General features: G+C 62.0%; 6 protein-coding genes and 1 pseudogene. 5 read left to right on the forward strand and 2 right to left on the reverse strand.

Going from position 1 to position 6980, the window contains the following annotated elements; translation table 11 throughout:
* The first annotated feature begins 15 nt into the window (after nucleotides 1–15).
* From ppsA to ABWO90_RS24220, 3 genes are all read left to right on the forward strand, one after another.
* Entirely contained in the window at nucleotides 16–2406 is a 2391-nt protein-coding gene (gene ppsA / locus ABWO90_RS24210; protein ID WP_353193761.1) for a phosphoenolpyruvate synthase, read from the forward strand.
* A 156-nt stretch (nucleotides 2407–2562) separates the two neighbouring features.
* Nucleotides 2563–2997 (forward strand): NfeD family protein, encoded by a 435-nt coding sequence (locus ABWO90_RS24215; protein ID WP_353193762.1) that lies wholly within the window; start codon nucleotides 2563–2565, stop codon nucleotides 2995–2997.
* Between the two features lie 108 nt (nucleotides 2998–3105).
* Nucleotides 3106–4080, forward strand: a complete 975-nt coding sequence (locus ABWO90_RS24220; RefSeq protein ID WP_353193763.1) for an SPFH domain-containing protein — start codon at nucleotides 3106–3108, stop codon at nucleotides 4078–4080.
* A gap of 143 nt (nucleotides 4081–4223) precedes the next feature.
* Here ABWO90_RS24220 and smpB read toward each other — a convergent pair.
* Nucleotides 4224–4673, reverse strand: a pseudogene (smpB, locus tag ABWO90_RS24225) (SsrA-binding protein SmpB); the annotation flags it as partial.
* 149 nt (nucleotides 4674–4822) lie between these two features.
* On the opposite strand from smpB, the gene ABWO90_RS24230 reads away from it, so the two are divergent.
* Together ABWO90_RS24230 and ABWO90_RS24235 are read left to right on the forward strand one after the other, a co-directional pair.
* Nucleotides 4823–5257, forward strand: coding sequence for a type II toxin-antitoxin system RatA family toxin (locus ABWO90_RS24230; RefSeq protein ID WP_353193764.1), 435 nt, complete (start codon nucleotides 4823–4825; stop codon nucleotides 5255–5257).
* A complete protein-coding gene (locus ABWO90_RS24235; RefSeq protein WP_353193765.1) occupies nucleotides 5247–5582 on the forward strand; it encodes an RnfH family protein in 336 nt (111 codons plus the stop codon). Before ABWO90_RS24230 ends, ABWO90_RS24235 begins: the two co-directional genes overlap by 11 nt.
* Nucleotides 5583–5664: 82 nt before the next feature.
* Here the strand turns inward: ABWO90_RS24235 and ABWO90_RS24240 are convergent, their stop codons facing one another.
* The gene (locus ABWO90_RS24240; RefSeq protein WP_353193766.1) at nucleotides 5665–6594 is read right to left on the reverse strand and encodes a DMT family transporter; all 930 of its coding nucleotides are present in this window, start codon (nucleotides 6592–6594) and stop codon (nucleotides 5665–5667) included.
* Between the last annotated feature and the right edge of the window lie 386 nt (nucleotides 6595–6980).

Here is a 6980-nt window from a genome sequence, read left to right on the forward strand (position 1 = left end):
ACTTTAGGGGCTTTTATGACTAACGCTGCACACAACGGCGCCTACGTGGTGCCGTTTGAGCATCTGCGCATGACCGACGTCGAGTCGGTCGGCGGCAAGAACGCATCGCTTGGCGAAATGATCAGCCAGCTGGCCGGCGCCGGCGTGCGCGTGCCGGGTGGTTTCGCCACGACGTCTCACGCATTTCGCGAATTCCTCCAACACAACAATCTGACCGAGCGCGTTGCCAAGCGTCTCGAGGGTCTGGACGTGGACAACGTCAAGGCGCTCGCCGAAGCCGGTGCCGAGATCCGTCAATGGATCGTCGACGCACCGATGCAACCGGCGCTCGAGAAGGACATTCGCGAGCAGTTCGCCCGCCTGACGGCGGACCAGCCGGACGCGTCGTTCGCCGTGCGTTCGTCGGCCACGGCCGAAGATCTGCCGGACGCCTCGTTCGCCGGTCAGCAGGAAAGCTATCTGAATGTCGTCGGTATCGAAGACATTCTCGATCGCATGAAGCACGTGTTCGCATCGCTTTATAACGATCGCGCCATCTCGTATCGCGTTCACAAGGGCTTCACGCACGCCGAAGTGGCGCTGTCGGCCGGTGTGCAACGCATGGTGCGTTCGGACTGTGGCGCCTCGGGCGTGATGTTCACGATCGACACCGAATCGGGCTTCCAGGACGTCGTCTTCATCACGGCCAGCTATGGCCTGGGTGAGACGGTCGTGCAGGGTGCCGTGAACCCGGACGAGTTCTACGTCTTCAAGCCGACGCTCAACGCCGGCAAGTACCCGATCATTCGCCGCACGCTCGGCTCGAAGCTGCTCAAGATGGAATTCACGCAACCGGGCGAGCCGGGCCGTGTGAAGACCATCGACGTGCCGATGGAGCTGCGTAACCGTTACTCGATCACCGACGACGATTGCGTGGAACTGGCCAAGTTCGCGTTGATCATCGAGAAGCACTACGGTCGTCCGATGGACATCGAGTGGGGCAAGGACGGCAAGGACGGCAAGATCTACATTCTCCAGGCGCGTCCGGAGACGGTGAAGAGCCAGGCGGCCGGCAAGGTCGAGCAGCGCTTCAAGCTCAAGGGTGACGCACCGGTGCTGGCCACGGGCCGCGCCATCGGTCAGAAGATCGGCGCCGGTCCCGTGCGCGTGATCATGGATCCGAGCGAAATGGAACGCGTGCAGCCGGGCGACGTGCTCGTGGCCGACATGACCGACCCGAACTGGGAGCCGGTGATGAAGCGTGCCTCGGCCATCGTCACGAACCGTGGCGGCCGTACGTGCCACGCGGCCATCATTGCGCGTGAGCTGGGCGTGCCGGCCGTGGTCGGCTGCGGCGACGCCACCGACGTGCTGAAGGACGGCGCACTCGTGACCGTCTCGTGCGCGGAAGGCGACGAAGGCAAGATCTACGACGGCCTGCTCGAAACCGAAATCACCGAGATCCAGCGCGGCGAAATGCCGAAGATCCCGGTGAAGATCATGATGAACGTCGGCAACCCGCAACTCGCCTTCGACTTCGCGCAACTGCCGAACGAAGGCGTGGGTCTGGCGCGTCTCGAATTCATCATCAACAACAACATCGGCGTGCACCCGCGCGCGATTCTCGAGTACCCGAACATCGACGCGGACCTGAAGAAGGCGGTCGAGTCGGTGGCTCGCGGTCATGCGTCGCCCCGTGCGTTCTACGTCGACAAGCTGGCCGAAGGCATTGCGACGATCGCTGCGGCTTTCTACCCGAAGAGCGTGATCGTGCGCCTGTCGGACTTCAAGTCCAACGAGTACAAGAAGCTCATCGGCGGTTCGCGTTACGAGCCGGATGAAGAAAACCCGATGCTGGGCTTCCGTGGCGCATCGCGTTACATCTCCGAAGACTTCGCCGAAGCGTTCGAGATGGAGTGCCGTGCACTCAAGCGCGTTCGCGACGAAATGGGCCTGACGAATGTCGAGATCATGGTGCCGTTCGTGCGCACGCTGGGTCAGGCGGAGCGCGTGGTGGGCATGCTGGCTGACTACGGTCTGAAGCGCGGCGAGAACGGTCTGAAGCTGGTGATGATGTGCGAAGTGCCGTCGAACGCCATTCTGGCCGACGAGTTCCTCGAGTACTTCGACGGCTTCTCGATCGGTTCGAACGACCTGACGCAGCTCACGCTGGGTCTGGATCGCGACTCGGGCATGGAGTTGCTTGCCAAGGACTTCGACGAACGCGACCCGGCCGTGCAGTTCATGCTCAGCCGCGCGATCAAGGCCTGCTTGTCCAAGGGCAAGTATGTCGGCATCTGCGGTCAGGGCCCGTCGGACCATCCGGATCTGGCCGAATGGCTGGCGAAGGAAGGCATCGCATCGATGTCGCTCAACCCGGATACGGTCATCGAAACGTGGCAACAACTCGCCAAGCTGGCGAAGTAAACGTCACGATCACGACCTGAGATGGGACGCGTCCGAGCGGCATCTCGGACGCAACCGAAAGGCTGGCGGATCCCTTGGGACGCGTCAGCCGATCGGTTGGTTTCGTGCTATAAACCCCGGTATATCACCGGGGTTTTTTTGTATCTGGGAGTTGCGATGGAACAGGCTTGGCTTTGGTTCGGCGTAGCCGGATTGATCGTGGTGCTGGAGCTGGCGAGCGGGACGTTCTATCTGTTGATGGTGGCACTCGGCATGGCGGCGGGCGGTATCGCTGCCGTTGTTCACGCGGACTGGACGTTGCAATGGTTTGTGGCCGCGGTTGTCGCGGGCGTGGCGGTTTGGATACTGCGTCGAAGCCGGTTTGGCAGACGGCGTATCAAGGTCGATACGGCGGCAGACCCGAACACGATTCTCGACATCGGCCAGCGGTTGCGCGTGGACGATTGGCAGGCGGACGGTCGGGCGCGTGCGTTGTATCGAGGGGCCGAGTGGGACGTCGAATTGATGCCCGGCGAGTCGCCCGATGCCGGATGGTTCGTGATTCGTGAAGTTCGCGGGAGTCGGCTTTTCGTCGCGCATGCTGGTGCGTGATCGGATGTGACACGTGTCTTTCCGGATGCGCTTGTGTTGCCCTGTTACGGCAGGGGAAAGGTGGTAAGGAATTTGCCTGCGGTTGTCGCGGGCACTCTGGGGGAAAACATGTTTACGAATGTCGCGTTTATTCTCTTCATCATTGTCGTGCTCATTGCCGCGCGCTCGATCAAGATCGTGCCGCAGCAGCATGCCTGGGTGGTGGAGCGTCTCGGGAAGTATCACGCGACACTGACGCCGGGGCTGTCGATCGTGGTGCCGTTCGTCGACCGCGTGGCATACAAGCACCTGCTCAAGGAAGTGCCGCTCGACGTGCCCAGCCAGGTCTGTATTACGAAGGACAACACGCAGTTGCAGGTCGACGGGATTCTGTACTTCCAGGTGACGGATCCGATGAAGGCGTCGTACGGTTCGAGCAACTTCATTGTCGCCATCACGCAGTTGGCGCAAACCACGCTGCGTAGCGTGGTCGGCAAGCTCGAACTCGACAAGACGTTCGAGGAGCGCGAATTCATCAACCACAGCGTGGTGAATGCGCTCGACGAGGCGGCGTCCAACTGGGGGGTCAAGGTGCTGCGTTACGAGATCAAGGATCTGACGCCGCCGAAGGAAATCCTGCACGCGATGCAGGCGCAGATTACGGCCGAGCGCGAGAAGCGCGCATTGATCGCGGCTTCGGAGGGTAAGAAGCAGGAGCAGATCAACCTGGCGTCCGGTGCGCGTGAAGCCGCGATTCAGAAATCGGAAGGTGAGCGCCAGGCGGCAATCAACCAGGCGCAAGGCGAGGCGGCGGCGATCCTGGCGGTTGCCGAAGCCAACGCCGAGGCCATCCACAAGATTGCGACGGCCATTCAGACGCAGGGTGGCATGGAGGCCGTCAACCTGAAGGTCGCCGAGCAGTATGTCGACGCTTTCAGCAAGATCGCGAAGACGAACAACACGCTGATCGTGCCGGGCAATTTGTCGGACATGAGCGGCATGATCGCGTCCGCGCTCAAGATCGTGCGGGGGACGGAGGGCGGCTCGAATGCCCCGACCGAAGGCAATCCCGGTGGCTTCGGCAATTCGGTAACGCGGCGTTGAGAGTGGCCCTTCGTTGCTGACATGAAAAACGGCCCTTTCGGGCCGTTTTCACTTTGCGCCACCTTGGGCCGCTTTGGGCTGCCTTGGGCCGCCTTGGTCGTTACACTGCGTTGGTGTGGCACGTTTTGCAGCAATAGGACGTGTTACGTCGGCGTGCGCATCAGTCGGGCTTTTTCGCGCTCCCAATCGCGCGCCTTTTCCGTCTCGCGCTTGTCGTGGAGCTTCTTGCCCTTGGCCAATCCGATCTCGCATTTCACGAGCCCCTTGCTGTAGTGCAGGTTAAGCGGCACGAGCGTGTAGCCGCGCTGCTCCACTTTGCCGATGAGCTTCTTGATTTCGTCGGCTTTGAGCAGGAGTTTGCGGGTGCGTACCGGGTCTGCCTTGACGTGCGTCGAGGTCGAAACGAGCGGGCTGATATGCGTGCCGATCAGGAAGATCTCGCCGTCCTTGATGACGACATAGCCTTCCTTGATCTGCGCCCGCCCGGCGCGTATGGCCTTGACTTCCCACCCTTCGAGCGCGATTCCGGCTTCGAATCGTTCCTCGATGAAGTAGTCGAAGAAGGCTTTCCTGTTGTCAATGATGCTCATGGATCCTTGGCGGGTAACTTGGTCGGACCCGGTGAGTCGGGCTCGGGTAAAATAGCGATTTTAACAAAGAGTCTCGGCAAGAGGCGGCTTGCGACGCATGCGCATCGGTGCAACATCGGCGCGCGTCATCGGTTTGCCCAGCCCGACAGACGATGGCCGAAGTCAGTAAAACCGTTCTCGTACATTTCTCCGACGCGCAAATGTACGATCTGGTGACGAATGTCGCCGATTACCCCAAATTCCTGCCGTGGTGTGGCGGTGTCGAAATTCGGCATCAGGACGAGCACAGCATGGAGGCGTCGCTGCTCATCGACTTCAAGGGCCTGAAGCACTCGTTCGCGACGCGCAATATTCAGGAGCGTCCGCACTCCATCCAGATGACCTTCGTCGAAGGGCCTTTCAAGCGTTTTCACGGGACGTGGAAGTTCACCGCGCTGCGCGAAAACGCCTGCAAGATCGAGTTCGGCCTGCACTACGAATTCGCGAATTTCCTGCTCGAAAAGGTCATCGGCCCCGTGTTCAGCCACATCGCGAATACGTTCGTCGACGCCTTCGTCAAGCGTGCGGAGACGGTCTATGCCAAGTGAGCTGAACGTCGAGGTCTGCTACGCATTGCCCGGCGAACAGACGATCGTGCCGGTGACGGTGCCGCAGGGCGCCACCCTGCGTGATGTGATCGAGCGCAGTGGCCTGCTGCAACGATTCCCCGAGCTGGATATCTCCCGCATGAAGGCCGGTGTCTTCGGAAAGGTACGGGCGCTCGATGCGGCCGTCGAGGCGTGCGATCGTGTCGAAATCTACCGCGCACTCAAGGCCGACCCGAAGGTGGCCCGCCAGCGACGCGTCGAGAAAGTGCGCAACGAAGGGAGTCGCGAAGGGCAGAAGTGGCTTGGGAGCCGTCGCGGCGGTTAAGCCAGCTCACTACGTGCGCCGTGTGCCTGCCTGACCCGGTCGCGGAAGTCCCTTCGGCTCGCACGGTGCAGATCGATGCCACTCAGTGCGTCGATCCCCGCGAATGGAGGCGCACCGACGCGCTCACCCCGGCCAGCAGCAATACGATGGCCGCCAGCTCCAGCAGACGCGGCATACGGTGTTCGTACAAGAAACCGTAGACCAGGGCAAACAGCGTTTCAAACACGATCATCTGCCCGGACAGGGTCAGCGGCAGCAGGCGGCTTGCCGCGTTCCAGAACGCGTTGCCAATCGTCGACGCGCCTATCGCCACCGCAGCATTCACCAGCAGGAACATTTGCCAGTCCCGCGAGGCATCCGTCACGACCGGGTGCGGCAGGAGCGCCGCGGGTACCGCCAGCCCGATGGCGAGCACCCCGGTCGCCACGCCCGTCAGCAGCGACCATTCCTGACTCGTGAAGTGGCCGAACCGCGCGAGATAGCGGGCGTTGGCCACGGCATACCATGTCCAGCTCACGAGCGCGCCCACCGCGCATACGATCCCGGCAAGCGTCAGGCGCCAGTCGCCGCCGTTGGCCGATGCGTGGGCGAAAACATCGATATTGATACAAACGATCCCGGCCGCAACGAGGGCCAGCGGTCCGGCAAGCCGTGACAGCGGCAGCGCGCCGTGGTCGCGGCTGCCGACCAGGGTCACGGTCACCGGCAGTACGCCGACGATCAGCGACGCCGGGGCGATCCCCGCCATCTGGACCGATGCGGCGACGAAAAGGTAATAAACCAGGTTGCCGACCAGGCTCAGCCGGAAAAGCGCCCGCCAGTCGCCGCGGGTCACTGTATGCCGCAGGCGCGGCCAGATCGGGGCAATCAGCACGACGGAAACCACCCCATACAGCACGTAGCGTGCGGCCGAAAGTTCTAGCGGTGAGAACCCGGGCAGCAGACGGGGCGCCAGAAATACCAGCCCCCATAGGGCGCCTGCCGCCAATCCGTAAGAAATACCTCGCCCCATGAGTGTCGTGCCTGAAGTCGTATTATTGGGATGCCAGTGGTGTGCCCCCCGTTTCGAGTTTCGAGCCTCGAGTCCCAGGCCAGTCGTGGCGGGCCGGTAACGGGCGAGCAGGGCGCAAGCGTAGCACGCGTGCCATCGGGGGCGATTGTGAAATCCGGCACCCATGCACACCGAAAGCCGGGGGTAGGCAGGCGAACTGCCGGGCATGGGCGGGGGGATGTCGGGCGTCCGGGCGAAGCGGCAGGCTTGCTCGGGAAAAAGCCCCTTGACATGTGGGGCAGACGTGCCATGCATCGCGCGATTTCTGTATAATTCGGTTTTGCGCCTATAGGATTTGCCATGCGTCTGATCCAAAAAGCACTCACTTTCGATGACGTGCTCCTCGT

Origin of the sequence: Pandoraea pnomenusa, from assembly GCF_040391475.1 — a bacterium.
Classification (GTDB): domain Bacteria; phylum Pseudomonadota; class Gammaproteobacteria; order Burkholderiales; family Burkholderiaceae; genus Pandoraea; species Pandoraea pnomenusa_C.